This is a genomic window from Streptomyces marinisediminis (genome assembly GCF_026262575.1).
Taxonomy (GTDB): Bacteria; Actinomycetota; Actinomycetes; order Streptomycetales; family Streptomycetaceae; genus Streptomyces; species Streptomyces marinisediminis.
Map to the genome: position 1 here is coordinate 215,215 of NZ_JAPKFL010000005.1, position 16,081 is coordinate 231,295.

Here is a 16,081-nt window from a genome sequence, read left to right on the forward strand (position 1 = left end):
CCCCCGGGCCCACCGCGTACGCTCTCGCGCATGGGCACCCCCGAGTTCATCCGCGAGCTGCGCGACGCCGTGGGCCACCGTCCGCTCTTCCTCTCCGGCGTCACCGCGATCGTCCACGACGACGCCGGCCGGGTGCTGCTCGGCCGCCGTGCCGACACCGGGCGCTGGGCGGTGATCGGCGGCATCGTCGAGCCCGGGGAGCAGCCCGCGCAGACCGCCGTGCGCGAGGTGTACGAGGAGACCGGGGTGCGCTGCGTGGCCGAACGGGTGGTGCTCGTGGAGACCCGGGAGCCGGTCCGGTACCCCAACGGCGACGTGTGCCAGTTCCTGGACATCACGCTGCGCTGCCGGGCGGTGGGCGGCCGGGCCCGGGTGAACGACGAGGAGTCCCTGGAGGTGGGCTGGTTCGAGCCGGACGCGCTGCCCGCGCTGGAGGACTTCGGGACCCAGCGCATCAAGCAGGCCGCCGCCGACGGCCCCGCCTGGTTCGCCCCGGCCGGACCACCGCCGAAGGACGCGCACGACCCGCGGTAGCCGCTGCCTGGGGCGGCCGCGCCCCGCGCCGCCGCGGCCGTCTCGTACCGCCTCGCATCGCCTTGCACGCTTCGCACCGCCCGCGGCAGCGTCTCGGCGCCGGTGGCGGGACGCATCCGCCGCCCCGCCGCCCGCCTGCCCGCGCACGGTCCGGCCGGGCGGCACCGGACCCTCGGGCGACGCGCGCCCCCCCCGGGGCGCCCCGGGCCGCCGCCGGAGCGCGCGCTCCGCGTCGGCCGTCCCGCCCGCAGCCACGGCGGCCGGGCCCCGCGGCGGGGCACTCGCGCTCCCGCCGCCGGTGCGGGCGCGGTCACCCGGCCGCCGGCGCCCCGGCCCTCACCACAGCACCACGCAGCCCCGCCGGGTGAGCGCATCGGTCACCGCGGGGTCCGGCGCGCCTCCCTCGAAGGTGTTCCAGCGCACGTCCAGCTTCTCCAGCCGCGGCAGCGCGGTGCCGACGGCGAGCCAGCGAGGCAGGGCGCGCAGTCCGTTACCGCGCAGGTCGAGCCGGGAGAGCCGGGGCAGGGCGCGCAGGGCGGGCGGCACGCCGGTGAGCCGGTTGTCCCGCAGGTCCAGCACCCGCAGGTCGTGCAGGCCGGCCACGGTGGGCGGAAGCCCGCGCAGCCGGTTGCCGCCCACCCACAGCTCCCGCAGCCGCGTCAGCGCGCCCAGGGACCGGGGCAGCCGGCGCAGCCCGCAGGCGCGGGCGCGCAGTTCGACGAGCCCGGTCAGGCCGCCGAGGCCCTCCGGCAGCTCGTCGAGCGGGTTCTCACCCACGTTGAGGTAGCTCAGGCGGTCCAGCCGGGTCAGCGAGTCCGGCAGGGCGCGCAGGCGGTTGTCGTGTACGTAGAGGTACCGGTCGAGCGCGGGCAGCTCGCCGAGCTCCTCCGGTAGCGCCGTCAGCAGGTTGTGGCCGAGGTCGAGGGTGCGCAGGGCGGTCAGCCGCCCCAGGCCGGGCGGCAGGTGGGTGAGGCGGTTCTCGGCCAGGACGAGCGTGTCCGGCCCGGGAGGCCGCCACACCTCGGCCGGCACGCTGTCGAGCCCGGCTCGCCACAGGTCGACGGTGGGCATAGGCTTGACAGTGTGTCAGGAGAACGCGATCTGTCGAAACTGCTCACCGGGATGCGGCCGGACCTGCGACCGGGGCCGTACGTGTTCAGCACCGTGCCGGGGCCGGTGCCCGACGGGGTGCGCCCCGTCGTGACCGTCGCGGAGGACGAGGCGCTCACCGTCGTCGTACCGCGCGCCGAGGCCGACGCGGCGGGGCTGTCCTACGACTACGTGGCCGGGTGGATCACGCTGCGGGTGCACTCCGCCCTGGCCGCGGTGGGGCTGACGGCCGCCGTGGCCACCGCGCTGGCGGACGCCGGGATCAGTTGCAACGTGGTGGCCGGGTACCACCACGACCACCTGTTCGTGCCCTACGAGGTCGCCTCGGTGGCCGTCGCGGTACTGGAGGACCTGGCGGGCCGGGGCCGCTAGCCGTCCGCGTACCATGGCGGCATGTCCTTCCTCCGCCGCCGTAGCGCCGCCTCGCCCGCAGGGCCGGACTTCGACGTCCTCGCGATGGACCCGGGCGACTGGCCCGGCAACCTGGGGGCGGGCCTGCTGCCCGCGCCCGACGGGAGCTGTCAGGGCGTCTTCCTGCGCTACGACCTGTTCGGCGACCGGGGCCCGGCGATGATCATCGGCAATCTGCCCGAGGGATCACCGGCCCGGGAGACCGAGGAGGGGGAGGTGCCGTTCGAGGTCGCCCAGCTCCTGGCCGCGCTGGAGATGGACGATCCGGTGACCGTCACCGGCAGCGAGGACGTGCCGGTCATGCACGACGGCAGCCTGCTCATCGTGCGCCGGGTCACCTGTTCGGAGGGCCGCGTCGCCTGCGTGCAGTTCGACCGCAGCGACGGGGTGCTCGTCACCATCGCGAGCTGGGACCGGCCCATCACCGACGAGCTCTACCAGCTCCTCAAGCCGCTCCCGGCGGAGCTGTTCCAGCAGAGGTAGCGCCCGGCCCCCGGCGGTACCCCGGCGGACCTCCGTCGTCCCATGGCCGGGACCGGCCCCGCCGCCCTCGCCTGCGGCTCGCCCGTCGTCGCCGCGCGGGGCCGCCCGGCGGCGTCATGGAAAACCCTGACACCGCCGGGCGGCCCCGCGCGCTCAGCGGGTGCCGACCGCCGCCCGTACCGCCCGGCGCGCGAGGCCGATGTCGTCGTGCAGCCGGCGCAGCAGCAGCCGCTGCTCCTCACCGCTCGCCGGGCCCCCACCGCGCTCCGGCCGCGCCCCGGCGGCGGGCTCCGGCTCCCGCATGGAGCGCTGCACCGCCATCTCGCAGGTGCGGATCTCGCGGGTGAGGACGAGCATCAGGTTCACCAGGAAGGCGTCCTGGGCCGCCGACCCGGCCGCCTGGGCGGCCCAGCTCACCTGCCGCCGGGCCAGCGGGGCCTCGCCCAGCACCGACCACAGCGTGGCGAGGTCGTAGCCGGGCAGATACCAGCCGGAGAGCTCCCAGTCCACCAGCACCGGCCCGCTGGGGGCGAGCAGGAAATTCGCGGGCAGCGCGTCCCCGTGGCAGAACTGCCACACGGGCCCCTGCCCGCCGCCCTGCACGGCGCTGTGCAGCAGCTTGTGCAGGTCGCCCATGTCCCGGTCGGTGAGCAGGCCGAGCTCGTGGTAGCGGGCCAGCCGCGCGCCGTAGTCCAGCGGTCGCTCGAACAGCCCGCTCGCCGGCCGCCACGCGCCGAGCCGCTGGAGCGCGCCCAGCATGGCGTGCACGTCCGCGATCGGCACCGCGTCCGTGGGATGGCGCCGCAGCGCTCCGGGACGGCCCGGCATGCGCTCGACGACCAGGGTGCAGCTCTCCGGGTCGGCCGCGACCAGCCGGGGCGCCCGCACGGGGGGCCGGTGCCGCACGAACGCCCGGTAGGCCCCTATTTCCTGACGGTAGCGCTCGACCCACACGGGCGAGTGGTCCAGTAAGCACTTCGCGATCGCCGGAGTGCGCCCGATCGTGCCCGCGAGCAGTGCCGAACGGCCGCTGCGCCGCAGCACCTGGACGGGACGGAAGTCGGGGCAGACGCGGTGCACCAGGGCGAGTGCGGAACGCAACCGGGTTCCCTGCGGGCCGGACAGGTCGAGCCTCCCGCTGATCGGCGGTCGACCGCCCACCGGGGACGGCCCGCGGAACCGGGGCGCGCGCTCGGGCGCGGCGGCGCCGTCGAAGCGCACCGGCAGGCCCGTCCTGGCGGACGCGGTCCTGGCGGGGGCCGTCCGGTCTGGGGCGGTCACGGGGGACGTTGCGTGATACATGCGCGAGACAGATCCCTTCGTGCGCCGACAAGGTCTTCCGGCGCCGCCCCGGCCCGCCGGCCGCGGGCACCCTGGGGAATGCCGCGTCCGGCGGCTTCCGGCACCGTCCGGCAGCACCCGGCCGTCGTCCGGCCGGGTCCGCCGGGCGGTGTCCGCAGGCCGGGGTGGCGCTCTTCTACACCACACCCCCGCGCGGGTGGCACACCATCTGGCGGACCCTGGCGAACCCTGGCGAATACTCGCCGCCCCCGGTGTCCGCGGTTACTGTCAACTCAGCCGAGAACCTGGGGGCTTGACGTGACCAAGGGACCCAACACCCGACTCGCAGAGCTGTTCGAGCTGACCGGTTGGTCGAAGGGCGAGCTCGCCCGGACGGTCAACCGGCACGCGGCGGCCATGGGCCATCCGCACCTGGCGACGGACACCTCGCGGGTGCGGCGCTGGATCGACACGGGGGAGTCCCCGCGCGATCCCGTGCCCCGGGTGCTGGCCTCCCTGTTCACCGAGCGACTCGGCCGTGTCGTGACCATCGAGGACCTCGGGTTCCGCAGGTCGGGGCCGTCGGCCAGGCGGCAGTCCGTCCAAGGGCTGCCGTTGAGCCCTGACCAGACCGCCGTGGTCCTCACCGAATTCACGGGAATGGACCTCATGCTCAACCGACGCGGCATGGTGGGCGCGGGCGCCGCGCTCGCCGCAGGCTCAGCACTCCACGGATCGCTGTACGACTGGTTGCAGACCGAACCGAGCCGGCACGCCCCGGCCCTGCCCACCGCCGACCCGGCGGCGCTGGACACCTACGACGGCCCACCGGTGGGCGCCCAGGAGATCGAGGCGCTGGAACGCTCGGTGGAGATCTTCCGCGCCTGGGACGCCTCCCGGGGCGGCGGCCTCCAGCGCAAGGCGGTGGTGGGGCAGCTCAACGAGGTGGGCGGCATGCTGACCGTCCACCACCCCCCGCACCTCAAACGCCGGTTGTGGGGCGTCGCGGCCAACCTCGCCGTCCTCGCCGGCTGGATGTCGCACGACGTGGGCCTGGAGCCCACCGCGCAGAAGTACTTCCTGCTCGCCGCGCACGCCGCGCGCGAGGGCGGGGACCGGCCGCGGGCGGGAGAGGCGCTCTCCCGCGCGGCGCGCCAGATGGTCCACATCGGCCGCCCCGGTGACGCGCTGGAGCTGATGCGGCTCGTCCACGCGGGCTCGGGCGCGGGGACGCTGCCGCGCACCCGCGCCATGCTGCACACGATCGAGGCGTGGGCGCAGGCCTCCATGGGGCGCGGCCAGGTCGTGCGGCGCACGCTCGGCGAGGCGGAGGAGCTGTTCGCCTCCGACAAGGGCGACGTCGCACCGCCCGACTGGATGCAGAACTTCGACGAGGCCGACCTGCACGGGATGCAGGCGCTGGCCTACCGCACGCTGGCCGATCACGACCCGGCCGCGGCCAGGACCGCCGAGTTCCACGCGAAGCGGGCGCTGGCGCTGCGCGGCGAGGGCTTCGAGCGCTCGCAGATCTTCGACCACCTCTCCCTGGCGTCCGCCTGCTTCATCGCCGACGACCCCGAGCAGGCGGACCAGTACGCCCGCCGGGCCCTGAAGTGCATCCACGAGAACTCCTCGCTGCGCACGTGGGACCGGCTGCGCCAGATGTACCGGCTGACCGCGCGGTACGCCGGGTACCCGAAGGTCGACCACCTGCGGGCGCAGATCGAGGACGCGCTGTCGAAGGCGCCGAGGTCACCGCGTACGGGGCCGGTCAAGCGCGCCGCGAGCCTGAAGGTGTAGCGCCGGGTCGGCGGCGGACGCCCGGGCGGGGGCGGCCGTCCGACGTGTGCGGACAGCGGCCGCGCACGCCCCGGCCCGACGGCGGTGCGGCAGCGGGCCCGGAAGTCCGGCCGCGACGTGGCGGGCGGGCGGGCGCGCCCGGTCCGCCGGGGCTACCCCTCGCCCGGTTCGCGCGCCGGGGCCACGCGGGCGGCGGGTGCGCGGGCGTCGGGCACCCTGGCCACCAGGAAGCACGCGTCGTCCTCGCGGGGGCCGCCGGCGTACTCCTCGACCAGCGTGCGCACGCACTCCTGCGCGGAGCGGGCGGTGGTGATGCGCGGGGCGAGGCCGGGCAGCGGGTCCGGTGCGGCGGCGTCCCACGGCACGGGCGCGCGCCCGGCCAGGCCCTCGGTGTGCAGCAGCAGCGTGTCGCCGGGCCGCAGTTCCGCGACGCCCTCGGCGTACTCCGCGCCGGTGGTGGCGCCCAGGAGCACACCGTCGGCGCCGCCGAACCGCTCGGCGCGGCCCGCTCGGTAGCGCACGGGCGTCGGGTGGCCCGCCCGCGCCCAGGTCAGGCGCGCGGTGCCGGGGTCGTACCGACAGCACAGGGCGCTGCCCAGGGCGGGCTGTTCGGCGGTGTCCAGGAGGTGGTTCAGGTGGCTCATCAGCGCGCCGGGGCCCGTCCCGGCCAGCGCCAGCCCCCGCACCGCGCCGAGCAGCATGGCCATGCCGGAGGTGGCCTCCACCCCGTGCCCGGTCAGGTCACCGACCGTCAGCAGCGTGGCACCGTCGGGCAGGCCGAGCGCGTCGTACCAGCTTCCGCCGGCCAGCGTGCCGACGGTGGCGGGCAGGTAGTGCCCCGCGATCTCCAGACCCCCGCCGCCCCGGCCCCCGTCGGGCCGGGAGAACCGGCGGGTGCCGCGCCAGGGCGGCAGCACGGCCTCCTGGAGCTCCGCCGCGAGGCGCCGCTCGGTGTGGGCCCGGTGCCGCTGCTGCCGCACGATGTCGCGGCTCTTGCGGGCGACGCGCTCGCCGCGCCGCTCGCTGCTCACGTCGCGCACGACGGCCCACAGCGCCGCCGTCGTCCCGTCGCGCTCCAGCACGGGTTCGCCGCGCATGTGCACGGTGCGCACCGTGCCGTCGTCCCGGACGATGTTGAACTCGCCGTCCACGGGGCGGCCGTCGACCAGGCAGTCGGTGACGGCCCGCATCATCCACGCCTGGTCGTCGGGCAGCAGCCAGGTGGGCAGCTCGTCCAGCGACAGCGGGCCGGCCTCCGGGGAGCGGTCGAAGATGGCGTACAGCTCCGGGGACCACTCCACCTCGTCGGTGAGGAAGCTCCACTCCGCGCTGCCCACGCGGCCCGCGGTCTCCTCCTCCGCGGCGGGCTCGGCGGGCGGGTGCGGCGCCTGGGGCGGTGGCCCGTCGCGCAGCTCGTCCAGCCGGTGGCCCAGGTCGTCCAGGTGCAGCACCGCCAGGTCGCACAGCGCGCGCTGCCAGCGTTGCCGCGCGTCCTCCTCGCCGCGGTCCGTGTCCTGCGCCTCCTGCCGGACGGCGGCGACCGAGCCGCGCAGCCGGCGGGCCTGCGAGATGAGCACGTCCAGCGCGCCGTTCCGGGGGGCGGCGGAGGAATCCGCGGAGGAGTATGAGGACATCGCGTACTCCGAGGGGCGGTGCCGGGTGGATGTGTGGGGAACGACTCTTGCACAGCGGGCGACACGCCGTAAGCGATTCGGCGGAACCCGATCCGGTGGTGCCAGCGGGATATGCCGCGGGCGCACCCCTGGCGGCGCCCCCATCGGCTGACAGGCCGTCACCCGCGTGGCAGCACCGCCGGGCCCCGCCGGGCGCCAGGGTGACGGGCTCACCGGGTCACCGCGGCCGGCAGCAGCGCCAGGACGGCTCCGGCCCCGGCCCCGAGGAGGAGCGTGCCGGCCGCCGTGGCCAGGGCGGTACCCGCCGCCCACCGGCGCGGCCGTGTGCCGCCGAGCCCACCGTCGCCGCGGTCGCCACTGTCGCCGTCGCCGCCCTCGTCACCCCCGCGACCGCCGTCGCCGCCGGGGGAGACCCCCACCGCCGGGGCGATCCAGCGCAGGTAGTAGAAGAGGCTGGCCACGGTGTTGAGCGCGGCGACCACGGCCAGCCACGCCATGCCGCCGTCCCAGCTCACGGCGAACACGGTCAGCTTGCCCAGGAAGACGGCCGTCGGCGGGGTGCCCACCAGCCCCAGCAGGCACACCACCAGCGCGCCGGTCAGCCAGGGGTGCCGCCGGCCGGCCCCGGCGTAGGACCGCAGGGTCGTGCGCCCGGGCAGGGCCGCGGCGACGGCGAAGGCCCCGAGGTTGGTCAGCGCGTACGCGGCGAGGTAGAAGAGCAGGGCGCGCAGGGAACCCGGCCGCCCGGCCACCGCGACGGCCATGAGCAGGTACCCGGCCTGGCTGACGGTGGAGTACCCCAGCAGCCGCAGCGGATCGCGCTGGGTGAACGCGGCCAGGTTGCCCAGCGTCATGGTCGCCACCGCGAGGACGGCCACCGGCAGCCGCCAGTCGGCCACCGCGTCCGGGACCGCCGTCAGCAGCCGGTACAGGGCGACGAACCCCCCGATCTTGGGAACCGTGGTCAGGAAGGCGGCCGCGGGCACGCTGGCCCCCGCCGCGGCGTCCGGCACCCAGAAGTGCGCCGGGACGGCGCCCACCTTGAACAGCAGGCCGCCCAGCACCGCCACGGTGCCCGCGGCGAGCGCCGCCGCGGGGGCGGACGGGAGCGCGTGCGCGAGCGCGGCGTAGTCGGTGGCCCCGCCGAGCCCGTACAGCACGCAGGCGCCCAGCAGCAGGGTGATGCCCAGCAGCGTGCCGAGCAGGTAGAGCTTGAGCGCGGCCTCGGCGCCGCGGGCGTCGCGTCCCCACCCGGCCAGCGCGTAGAGGGGGAAGGACGCCAGGAGGTAGGCGACGGCCAGCACGAGCAGGTCCGAGGCGCCGGCCAGGACGACGCTGCCCAGGGTGCCCAGCAGTACCAGGACGGAGAACTCCGCCTCGCGCCGGTCACCGCGCACCCGCTCCACGGACAGGGCGAGGACCGCCAGCGCGGCGGCCGGGGCGATCAGGCGCGCGGCGTGGGTCGCCCCGTCGAGCGCGTAGGTGCCCGCGTACACCGTGCGTTCGGCGCCGGTCGCCTGGAGCGCAGCGGCGGTGAGCGAGCCCGCCAGGGCCAGTGCCGCCACCGCGCGGGCGGGCCACTGGCGGGCCCGGGGCAGGAACGAGCCGGTGAGCAGCGCCGCCACGGCCCCCAGCAGCAGGAGCAGCTCCGGGGTGAGCGCGAGCGGGTCGGTGTGCGCCCCGCTCATCGCGACACCAGCTCCACGGTCGTCCGGGCGGCCGGGACGACGGTGTCCAGCAGCCACCGCGGCGCGACGCCGACGGCCACCGACAGGCCCAGCAGCGGGGCGACGGACCACCACTGGGCGCCGCGCAGGTCGCTCACGCCCGCCGAGCGGTCGCCGGCGGGGCCGAGGAAGAGCCGCTGCAGGGCCCACAGGAAGAGCCCGGCGGTCACCAGGACGCCCAGCAGGGCCACGGCCGTGGGCACCGGGGCGGAGCCGAGGCTCCCGGCGAAGATCTGGAACTCGGCGACGAACCCGCTCAGGCCGGGCAGGCCGAGAGAGGCGAAGGCCGCGAGCGCGGTGAGCGCGGCGAATCTCGGCGCGCGGGCGGCGAGCCCGCCGTAGGCGTCCATCCGGTACGTGCCGCCGCGCTCCCACAGGATGCCGGCCAGCAGGAACAGCGCCGCGGTGATGAGGCCGTGGCTGACCATCTGCACCACCGCGCCGGTGACCGCGACCGACCGGGCCTGGGCGTCGGAGCCGGCCACCAGTCCGGCGGCCCCCAGCGCGAGCAGGACGTATCCCATGTGGTTGACGCTGGTGTAGGCCACCATGCGCTTGAAGTCGGTCTGCGCCAGCGCCACCAGCGCGCCGTAGAGGGCCGAGACGACGCCGACGACGACGAAGACGAGCGCGTAGGTCCGCCAGGCCTGCGGCAGCACGGGCAGCGCGATGCGGACGAACCCGTACGTGCCCATCTTCAGCAGGACCGCCGCCAGCACGGCCGAGCCCGCGGCGGGGGCGTCGGTGTGGGCCGGGGGCAGCCAGGTGTGGAAGGGCACCGTGGGCGTCTTGACGGCCAGCCCCAGCGCGATGGCCAGCAGCACGAGGGGACCGGCCGCGCCGCCGCCCTCCAGCGGCGGGTCGGCGGTCAGCTCGGTGATGTCGAAGGTGTGCGGGGTGGCGGCGGCGTACAGGCCGATGAAGCCGAGCAGCAGCGCCAGCGAGCCGACGAAGGTGTAGAGGAAGAACGTCAGCGCCGAGCGGGCCGCCCGGGCGCCGTGCCCCCACCCGGCGATCACGAAGTACATGCCGACGATGGACAGGTCGAAGAAGAGGAAGAACAGGATGAGGTCCAGCGCGGCGAACAGCCCCAGGCAGGTGGTCTCCAGCGCCAGGAACAGGGCCGCGAACCGCCGCAGGCCGCGCTGGCCGGCCGGGGTGTGGAGCGAGCAGGCGAGGAAGACGACGGCGGTGAGGGCGAGCAGCGGCAGCGACAGCCCGTCCACGCCCACGTGGTAGCCGGCCCCGGCGCCCGGGATCCAGGGCCGGTCCGTCTCGTGGCCGATGCCCGAGCCGTCGTAGGAGACCCACTGCGCGGACACCAGCGCCAGTTCGACGGCGCACGTGGCCACCCACACCGTCCGCACCGCCCGGCCGGAGGCCCGGGGGAGCGCGAGCAGCAGCGCGGCGACGCCGAGCGGGGCGAAGACGGTCAGGGTCAGCATGCTCACCTCAGCGACAGGAGCAGAAGCAGGACGAGGACGGCGGCCAGCAGCGTCAGCGCCTGGGCGTAGTACTGGTGGAGCCGGCCGGTCTGCGGGCGCAGGGCGAGCGTCCCCAGGCGGCGCACGCCGGCCGCCGTCCGACGCACGGTCCGGTCCAGCCCTCGCCCGTCGACGGCGGCGCTCCAGCCGGCCAGCCGCCGCGCCGCCGGGGCGGTACCGGTGACGGCGCGGTGCAGGGCGTCGTCGAAGCGGGCCAGCGCCCGCGCCGCGGCGAGCGTCGGCCGCACCGCGAGGGTGTGCGCCGCCGCGTCCAGGCCGAGCCAGCCCAGGGCCCACCGCGGCCGCGGCAGCCGGGGAGCGAGGGCGACGGCCGCGGCGGTCGCCGCCAGGGCCAGGGCGGCGCTGCCGAGCCAGGTGGCCGTCTCCGCCGACGGCTCGCCGGGGACGCCGAGCACCCGCTGGAAGCGGGCACCCAGCGGCGGCAGCGCCAGCGCCCCGAGTCCGGCAGCGCCGACGGCGAGCACCCACAGCACCCCGCTCTCGGCCGGACGCGCGCGCACCGGGCGCCCCGGCCGGGGCGCGGAGCGCAGCAGCAGGCCCAGCGCCCGGCCCGCGTATCCGGAGGCCAGCACCGCCGCGGCCAGCGCGACCCCGTACAGCGCCGGGGACTCCACCCCGGCCAGGATCTCGTCCTTGGTGGCCCACAGGGACAGCGGCGGCACCCCGGCCAGGGCCAGCGCCGCGACGGTGCAGGGCAGGCCCACGACCGGTCCGGCCCGGGCGGCGCCCCGCAGCTCGCTGAGGTCGCGGGTGCCCAGCGCGGTCAGCCACGCCCCGGCCGCCAGGAACAGCAGCGCCTTGACGGCGGCGTGGGCCACCAGGTGGGCGGTGCCGCCCGCGATGCCGCCCACCCCGGCGGCCAGCACCACGAAGCCGAGCTGGGCGCCGGTGGAGGCGGCGAGCAACTGCTTGAGGTCGCGCTGCCCCAGGGCCACGGCGCCCAGGGCCAGTGCGGTCAGCGCCCCCGCCCAGGCGGCCGCGGTGTCGGCCCAGCCGGTGGACTCCAGCAGCGGGTGCACCCGCAGCAGCAGGTAGCCGCCCATCGCCACCATGGCCGCCGAGTGGAGCAGCGCGCTCACCGGACTGGGGCCGCGCATGGCGTGCGAGAGCCAGAAGGAGAAGGGCAGTTGCGCGGCTTTGCCCAGGGCCGCCACCAGCACTCCGGCGGCCGCGAGGTGGCGCCAGCCGCCGTCCAGCCCGGCGAGGCGGTCCAGCGTCAGCGAGCCGCCGGCGGCCAGGGCGGCTCCGGCCGCCAGGTACAGGCCGAGGTCGCCGGTGCGGGTGGTGAGGAAGGCGACCGCGCCCGCCCGGGTGTTCGCCGGCTCCCGCCAGTCGAAGGCGATGAGCGCGTAGGAGGTGGCGCCCATGACCTCCCAGGCGAGCAGCAACCCGGGCAGCGTGGTGGCCGTCGCGGTGAGCAGCACGGCCGCGGTGAACAGCAGCATCAGTCCGAAGAACCGGGGCCGGGCGGCCCGGATCCCGGCGGTGGCGAAGACGAGCACCAGCAGCGCGGCCGCCGCCACCGTCACCACCACGACGGCGGACAGCCCGTCCACCGCCATCGCCAGCGGCGCGTCCGCGAGGAAGGCGACGCCCACGGCGGGCCGCCGTACGGCGGCGGCGACCGCGAGCGCGAGCGTGACGGCCGCGACCGCGATCGCCACGGCGGGCGCCCCGCGGCCCGTGCCGCCGGGCCTCCCACCACCGGTCCTCCCACCACCGTTCCGGCCGCCGCGGTCCCCGCGGCCGGGAGCCCCGCCGCCGCGGACCGCGCCGCCCAGGGCGAGGGCGGCCCCGGTCAGCGCGGGAAGCAGGACGAGCGACCACAGCAGCACCGGCCCCGTCACCGCCTGAGCTCCGCCGCGGCGTCGGTCGTGTCCGCGTCGCTCGCCCGGAACAGCAGTGTCACCACGGCGAAGCCCATGGCCATCTCCACGGTCATCGCCGAGACGACCACCAGCACCAGCACCTGGCCGTCCGGCCGGTCCGGGGCGAGGAAGTACCAGAACGCGGCGGCCGCCACGATGACGCCGGCCACCATCACCTCCAGCCCCATCATCACCATGACGACGGACTGCTGGCTGAGCGCGCCGTACAGGCCGACGGCGAAGAGGGCGGCGGCGAGCAGCAGGAACAGCTCCAGCGTCACGGCCGCTCACCCGCCGGGCCCCGGTCGTAGCGGCTGCGGGCTGCGGCCAGCACGAGCGCGGCGACGACGGTGGTGAACAGCACCGCGCCGATGCCCATCATCACCAGCATCTTCGAGCCCATCACCGCGTCGCCGGCCGCCCGCGTCGGGTCGTCGGGGACGGTGCCGCGCCGCTCGGGCCACTCGACCAGCAGCGCGCCGGCGGCCAGGGCGGCGAACACCCCGCCGGAGAGCACCAGCGCGGCGCGCTGGTTGTGCAGCATGGACATCGGCATCAGACCGGCCGGATTCATCATGAACATGATCATGAAGACGGCCATGACGGCCATCTCCATCACCATCATCAAGATCGTCACCACGCCCAGGTAGGCCAGGTTCAGCAGGAGCAGGGACGCCCCCACGGCGACGAACGACAGCGCGAGCGCGTACGTCGCCCGCGCCATCGAGTCCACCCGGAAGACCGCCACCGCCGAGCCGACGGCCACCACGGCGAACAGCCAGAACAGCACGGTCGGCACCACCGCGCTCACCCCTTCCACACGACGACGAGCGCCACGACGAGGAGCTGGAGCAGCACGGCGGGCAGCGCCACCAGCCACCCCAGTCGGACGACGCGCTGCGGACGCACCACCGGCAGCCGACGGCGCACCGCCACCAGGACCACCAGCAGCGCGACCGTCTTCAGCAGCGACCACGCCCACCCCGGCAGCCAGGGCCCCGCCCCGCCGCCCAGGAACAGCGCCGCCCCCACCGCGGCCCCGGCGGCCAGCAGCGCGTACCGACCGGCCAGCAGCAGAAGCCGGTCCGCCCCGGACGCCTCCGCCAGCACCCCGCCGGCCAGGTCCGCCCCCACCGGAGCGCGGAACGGCCCCCACATGCTGAACGCGGCCACCGAGGCGAGGAACACCGCGAAGGCCACCGGCATCCACACCGCGAACCACAGCCCCCGCTGGGCCGCCACCACGTCGCCCAGGTCCAGGCTGGCCGCGGCGACCGCGGGAGCCGTCAGCGCGAACATCAACGGCAGCTCGTACCCGAGCGCCTGCGCCACGAACCGGTAGCCGCCCACCAGCGGGCCGACGCTGTTCGGCCCCCACCCGGCCAGCCACGCCACCGCCCACAGGGACACGTCCATCGCGTTGAACCACACGACGCCCACCGGCAGGTCCGCCACCACGGTGCCGCCCACCGGGACGACCACGACCATCAGCAGCGCCACCACCAGCGGGCCCGCCACGCCGACCCGCCACAGCAGGCCGTCCGCCGCCACGGTCCGGCGCCCGCGCTGCCGCAGCAGCCGCGCGGTCTCCACCAGCGGGCGCGTCCACCGACCGCCGGACCGGGCCCGCGCGCCACCGCCCAGCGCGCCGTCCACCACGGCACCGGCGAAGGCCAGGGCCAGCAGCGCGGCGGCGGCCGGGGCGACGGCCCAGGCCGGGGCCCCGGTCACCGTCACCGCGTCCCTCCCTCCGCCGCGCCCGCGGCGTCGGTGTCCGGGTCGAGGCTGGCCACGAGCAGCCGCGCCTCACCCAGTTCCACCCCCGGCAGCAGGTCCTCGACGACGTCCAGCACCACCCGCGCCGACGCCGCGGCCCGGTCCTCCCCGGGCGGCGGCTCTGCGGCGAGCGCCGCCGCCGCCTCCGCCAGCCACCACCGCCAGCGCGCGGTGGCGTCCCACGCCGCGCCGGGCGGGTGGGCCCGGCGCGGCAAGCCCAGGCGCGCCACCTGCCCCGCATCGAGCACCCCCACCCCGTCGGTGGCCCAGCGCAGCAGCCGCGAGCGCTCCAGGGACCGGCGCAGCCGGACGAAGTCGGCGCGGACCGCCGACTCGGGCGCGCCGCCCAGCAACCGGTCGCGCAGCTCACCGGCGCGTGCGGCCGCCGCCTCCCATCCCGCGACGGCGAGCAGCCGCCCGAGGGAGTCCAGGCGGCGCGCGGCCCGGTGCGCGGGCCGCTCCGGCCGCCAGAACGGTGCCCGCCCGGCGCCGGGAGCGGCGACCACCCGCGCCCGGGCCCGCTGGACGACGTCGCCCTGGAGCAGGGTGTCGACCACCAGCCCGGGCGGCCAGTGGGGCAGCACCGGTCCCAGCGGCACGTGCAGCACGTCCAGCTTCAGCCCGTCCCGGTCCTCCGCGCGGTCGGCCATCGCCAGCCCCCCGGGCATCTCCATGCCGCCGTGGTCGCTGTGGTCGCCGTGGCTGCTGTGGTCGCTGTGGTCAGCGTGTTCGCCGTGCTGGTCGTCTCGGGCGCCCTCGGCGTCCTCGGCGTCTTCGGCGTTCTCAGCGTGACGCTCGTGACCGCCGTGCTGCCCGTGCTCTCCGCTCCCGTGCTCCTCGTCCCGCCCGTGCTCCGCGTGCTCCCCGTGTCCTTCGGCGGCGTGTTCCGGCCCTGCGGCGCGGCGGTCTCCGGCGTGCGGCTCCTCCCGGCCCCCGTCACCGGTGCCGCCGTCGCCGTGGCCCGCGCCGCCCGAAGGCCCCGCGTCCGCGTCGTCGGTCGGGCGACGTGGTTCGGGCGGCGGCCAGGCGGTGTGCCGCTCGGCGGCGTCGGCCGCCTGGCGCTGGTCGTCCAGCAGGCGGGCCAGGGCGCCGTCGAGCACGGCCGCCACCCGCCCGGGGCGGACGGCGTGCCCCCGCGCGCGGGGCTCGGGAAGCTGTGACCACACCGTCTCCACGGCCGCCCCCAGCCGGGTGCCCGGGCTGCCCACCACCAGCAGCACGTCGGCGTCGGCCGGGCCCTCGGCGAGCCGCCCGCCGGCCCCGCGTACCGCGGCCTCCGCCTCCAGGCGCAGTCCCGTCGCACCGGGGCAGGCCACCAGCAGCACGTGTGGCCGCCGCACCGCCCACCGCGCCAGCCGACGCGGACGGCGCCGCCCGCTCCTCACGCCCAACGCAGCACACCTTCCCGCCACGCGTACAGCACCGCGCACATCAGCAGCCCCAGGAAGGCGAACATCTCCACCACGGCCGCCGACCCGACCTCGGCGACGACGACCGCCCACGGGTACATGAACAGCATCTCGACGTCGAACGCCAGGAACAGCAGGGTCAGCGCGTACCAGCGCGCGTGGAAGCGGGAGACGGCGTGCTCGGTGGGTACCGCGCCGGACAGGAAGGGCCCCACCGTCAGCGGGTCGGCGGTGATCGCGGTGATCCGGTGCAGCAGGCGCACGGCGGCCACCGCCCCGGCGGCGAGCGCGCACATCGCCGCCACGTCCAGGAACTCGCGCATGCCTCACCCCGCTGACTCGTGCGCGTCCGGCACCGAACCCCACCCGTACCCCGGGGGAGTGAGCTGACACGCCGTATCCGGCGCGACACGGCGCCAGCGCGGGCCGCGACCACACGGACGGCCGCCTCCCCGGCGGACGGGGGCGGCGGCGGGCGCGCGGACCGCGTCGGTACGGTGTCCCGTCGTACCCAGTACGCTGCCGCAGGCATACGGGACCGCC

General features: G+C 76.7%; 15 protein-coding genes. 4 read left to right on the forward strand and 11 right to left on the reverse strand.

The window, feature by feature from the left end; all coding sequences use genetic code 11:
* Positions 1-30: 30 nt before the first annotated feature.
* Positions 31-534, forward strand: a complete 504-nt coding sequence (locus OSB71_RS06340; RefSeq protein ID WP_265945118.1) for an NUDIX hydrolase — start codon at positions 31-33, stop codon at positions 532-534.
* A 336-nt stretch (positions 535-870) separates the two neighbouring features.
* Here OSB71_RS06340 and OSB71_RS06345 read toward each other — a convergent pair whose 3' ends face one another.
* On the reverse strand, positions 871-1,605 hold the full coding sequence (locus OSB71_RS06345; protein WP_265945120.1) for a leucine-rich repeat domain-containing protein: 735 nt from the start codon (positions 1,603-1,605) through the stop codon (positions 871-873).
* 12 nt (positions 1,606-1,617) lie between these two features.
* Here OSB71_RS06345 and OSB71_RS06350 point away from each other — a divergent pair, with 12 nt between their 5' ends.
* Positions 1,618-2,016: an ACT domain-containing protein gene (locus OSB71_RS06350; protein WP_265945122.1), complete on the forward strand. Its 399-nt coding sequence runs from the start codon at positions 1,618-1,620 to the stop codon at positions 2,014-2,016.
* 21 nt (positions 2,017-2,037) lie between these two features.
* A complete protein-coding gene (locus tag OSB71_RS06355; RefSeq protein ID WP_265945124.1) occupies positions 2,038-2,538 on the forward strand; it encodes a hypothetical protein in 501 nt (166 codons plus the stop codon).
* Between the two features lie 153 nt (positions 2,539-2,691).
* On the opposite strand, the gene OSB71_RS06360 is transcribed toward OSB71_RS06355, so the two are convergent.
* Positions 2,692-3,840: an aminoglycoside phosphotransferase family protein gene (locus tag OSB71_RS06360; RefSeq protein ID WP_265945126.1), complete on the reverse strand. Its 1,149-nt coding sequence runs from the start codon at positions 3,838-3,840 to the stop codon at positions 2,692-2,694.
* A 297-nt stretch (positions 3,841-4,137) separates the two neighbouring features.
* On the opposite strand from OSB71_RS06360, the gene OSB71_RS06365 reads away from it, so the two are divergent.
* The gene (locus OSB71_RS06365; protein WP_265945128.1) at positions 4,138-5,619 is read left to right on the forward strand and encodes a DNA-binding protein NsdB; all 1,482 of its coding nucleotides are present in this window, start codon (positions 4,138-4,140) and stop codon (positions 5,617-5,619) included.
* A 152-nt stretch (positions 5,620-5,771) separates the two neighbouring features.
* On the opposite strand, the gene OSB71_RS06370 is transcribed toward OSB71_RS06365, so the two are convergent.
* From OSB71_RS06370 to OSB71_RS06410, 9 genes are all read right to left on the reverse strand, one after another.
* Entirely contained in the window at positions 5,772-7,253 is a 1,482-nt protein-coding gene (locus OSB71_RS06370; protein WP_265945130.1) for a PP2C family protein-serine/threonine phosphatase, read from the reverse strand.
* A gap of 209 nt (positions 7,254-7,462) precedes the next feature.
* The gene (locus OSB71_RS06375) at positions 7,463-8,941 is read right to left on the reverse strand and encodes an NADH-quinone oxidoreductase subunit N (protein ID WP_265945132.1); all 1,479 of its coding nucleotides are present in this window, start codon (positions 8,939-8,941) and stop codon (positions 7,463-7,465) included.
* Positions 8,938-10,425 carry a complex I subunit 4 family protein gene (locus OSB71_RS06380; protein ID WP_265945222.1) on the reverse strand — a complete coding sequence of 496 codons (1,488 nt, stop codon included), beginning with the start codon at positions 10,423-10,425 and terminating at the stop codon, positions 8,938-8,940. Before OSB71_RS06380 ends, OSB71_RS06375 begins: the two co-directional genes overlap by 4 nt.
* Positions 10,426-10,427: 2 nt before the next feature.
* A complete protein-coding gene (locus OSB71_RS06385) occupies positions 10,428-12,149 on the reverse strand; it encodes a proton-conducting transporter transmembrane domain-containing protein (protein WP_265945134.1) in 1,722 nt (573 codons plus the stop codon).
* 179 nt (positions 12,150-12,328) lie between these two features.
* Positions 12,329-12,634, reverse strand: a complete 306-nt coding sequence (locus tag OSB71_RS06390; RefSeq protein WP_265945135.1) for an NADH-quinone oxidoreductase subunit NuoK — start codon at positions 12,632-12,634, stop codon at positions 12,329-12,331.
* A complete protein-coding gene (locus tag OSB71_RS06395) occupies positions 12,631-13,155 on the reverse strand; it encodes an NADH-quinone oxidoreductase subunit J (RefSeq protein WP_265945137.1) in 525 nt (174 codons plus the stop codon). Before OSB71_RS06395 ends, OSB71_RS06390 begins: the two co-directional genes overlap by 4 nt.
* A 5-nt stretch (positions 13,156-13,160) precedes the next feature.
* Positions 13,161-14,090 carry an NADH-quinone oxidoreductase subunit H gene (locus OSB71_RS06400; protein WP_265945139.1) on the reverse strand — a complete coding sequence of 310 codons (930 nt, stop codon included), beginning with the start codon at positions 14,088-14,090 and terminating at the stop codon, positions 13,161-13,163.
* Entirely contained in the window at positions 14,087-15,520 is a 1,434-nt protein-coding gene (locus OSB71_RS06405; RefSeq protein WP_265945141.1) for a hypothetical protein, read from the reverse strand. The genes OSB71_RS06400 and OSB71_RS06405 overlap by 4 nt, the downstream gene beginning before the upstream one ends.
* Positions 15,511-15,861 (reverse strand): NADH-quinone oxidoreductase subunit A, encoded by a 351-nt coding sequence (locus tag OSB71_RS06410; protein WP_265945143.1) that lies wholly within the window; start codon positions 15,859-15,861, stop codon positions 15,511-15,513. The genes OSB71_RS06405 and OSB71_RS06410 overlap by 10 nt, the downstream gene beginning before the upstream one ends.
* Positions 15,862-16,081 lie beyond the last annotated feature (220 nt).

Bases quoted from the DNA above. Each gene is read 5' to 3' on its own strand.
- OSB71_RS06370 (WP_265945130.1), bottom strand. From the start codon at position 7,253: ATGTCCTCATACTCCTCCGCGGATTCCTCCGCCGCCCCCCGGAACGGC.
- OSB71_RS06360 (WP_265945126.1), bottom strand. From the start codon at position 3,840: ATGTATCACGCAACGTCCCCCGTGACCGCCCCAGACCGGACGGCCCCC.
- OSB71_RS06355 (WP_265945124.1), top strand. From the start codon at position 2,038: ATGTCCTTCCTCCGCCGCCGTAGCGCCGCCTCGCCCGCAGGGCCGGAC.
- OSB71_RS06410 (WP_265945143.1), bottom strand. From the start codon at position 15,861: ATGCGCGAGTTCCTGGACGTGGCGGCGATGTGCGCGCTCGCCGCCGGG.
- OSB71_RS06345 (WP_265945120.1), bottom strand. From the start codon at position 1,605: ATGCCCACCGTCGACCTGTGGCGAGCCGGGCTCGACAGCGTGCCGGCC.
- OSB71_RS06340 (WP_265945118.1), top strand. From the start codon at position 31: ATGGGCACCCCCGAGTTCATCCGCGAGCTGCGCGACGCCGTGGGCCAC.
- OSB71_RS06380 (WP_265945222.1), bottom strand. From the start codon at position 10,425: ATGCTGACCCTGACCGTCTTCGCCCCGCTCGGCGTCGCCGCGCTGCTG.
- OSB71_RS06375 (WP_265945132.1), bottom strand. From the start codon at position 8,941: ATGAGCGGGGCGCACACCGACCCGCTCGCGCTCACCCCGGAGCTGCTC.